Annotated in this window: 1 protein-coding gene; it reads right to left on the reverse strand. The window is 74.9% G+C overall.

From position 1 onward, the window contains the following. On the reverse strand, positions 1 to 1,342 hold a 1,342-nt coding region (locus ACTWP5_RS32040), incomplete at both ends, for an ATP-binding protein (RefSeq protein WP_443224703.1).

Raw genomic sequence — 1,342 nt, forward strand, 5'->3', positions numbered from 1 at the left:
GGGCGCGATGGCGTCCAGGGCGCTGGAGGCGGTGGCCAGGTAGTAGTCCAGCAGGCGGGCCAGGGCCTCGGCCCGCTCGGTGGGGCCGTCGGTCTCGGCGGCGAGCTCGGCCGCGTACGCCCGCAGCAGGTCATGCGGCTGGTACCGCCGACCGCCCGCCACCTGGTCCACCAGATGCGCCCGCACGAGCACCTCCAACGCCCGCCGCGTCCGCCGCACCCCCGCACCCGCCAACGCCGCCACCGCGTACACGTCCGTGTCATGCCCCGGATGCAGCCCCAGCAGCCGGAAGACCCGCGCGACAGACGGCTCCAGCCGCTGGTAGGACCAGGAGAACACCGCCCGCACCGCCGTGTACGGATCCCCGTCCAGATCCAACAGGTCCAACGCCCCCTGCCGATCCGCCAACTCCTCCGCCAACTCCCCAAGCCCCCGCCCCGGCTGCGACCGCGCCAGCTCCGCCGTGATCCGCAACGCCAACGGCAGCCGCGCACACCGCTCGATCAACGCGTCCACCGCACCCGGCTCCCGCGCCGCCCGCTCCACCAACAACCCCGCCAACAGACCCCGCGCGTCCCCCAACGGCATGCGATGGAGGACGATGCGGTGCGCGCCCTCCCGCGCCACCAGCCCCGCCAGCGCGTCCCGGCTCGTCACGACCGTGAAGCAGCTCGAACTCCCCGGCAGCAGCGGCCGGACCTGCTCCACGCTGCGGGCGTTGTCCAGCACCACCAGCATCCGCCGGCCGTCCAGCAACGTCCGGAACGTCGCCGACCGCTCCGCCACGTCCCGCGGCACCGCCGCCGCCTCCACCCCGAGCGCCCGCAGGAAACCGCTCAACGCGTCCTCCGCCGACACCGGCGCCTCGGGCCCGTACCCGCGCAGGTCGACGTAGAGCTGACCATCGGGGAAACGCTCCCGCGTCCGGTGCGCCCACCGCACCACCAACGCCGTCTTCCCCACCCCCGCCGTCCCCGCCACCACCGCCAGGGCCCCGCCTCTCCCGCCCACACCGGCCATCAGCCCGTCCAGCTCCCGCAGCTCCCCCTCCCGCCCCACGAACCCCACGACGTCCGCCGGCAGCTGCGCCGGCACCGTCACCGCAGGCGTCGCCGTCGCGTCGGGGACGGGCTCCAACTCCTCACCCGCCAGGATCCGCCGCTCCAACTCCCGCAACTCCGGCCCCGGCTCCAACCCCAGCTCCGCCACCAGATGCCCCCGCGCCACCCGGTACGCCCCCAACGCCTCCTCCCGCCGCCCCGACCGGTACAACGCCACCATCAACAACCCGTGCAGCCGCTCCCGCAACGGGAACTCCCGCACCAACCCCGCCAACTCACCG

The organism is Streptomyces sp. 4N509B (assembly GCF_052245655.1).
Classification (GTDB): domain Bacteria; phylum Actinomycetota; class Actinomycetes; order Streptomycetales; family Streptomycetaceae; genus Streptomyces.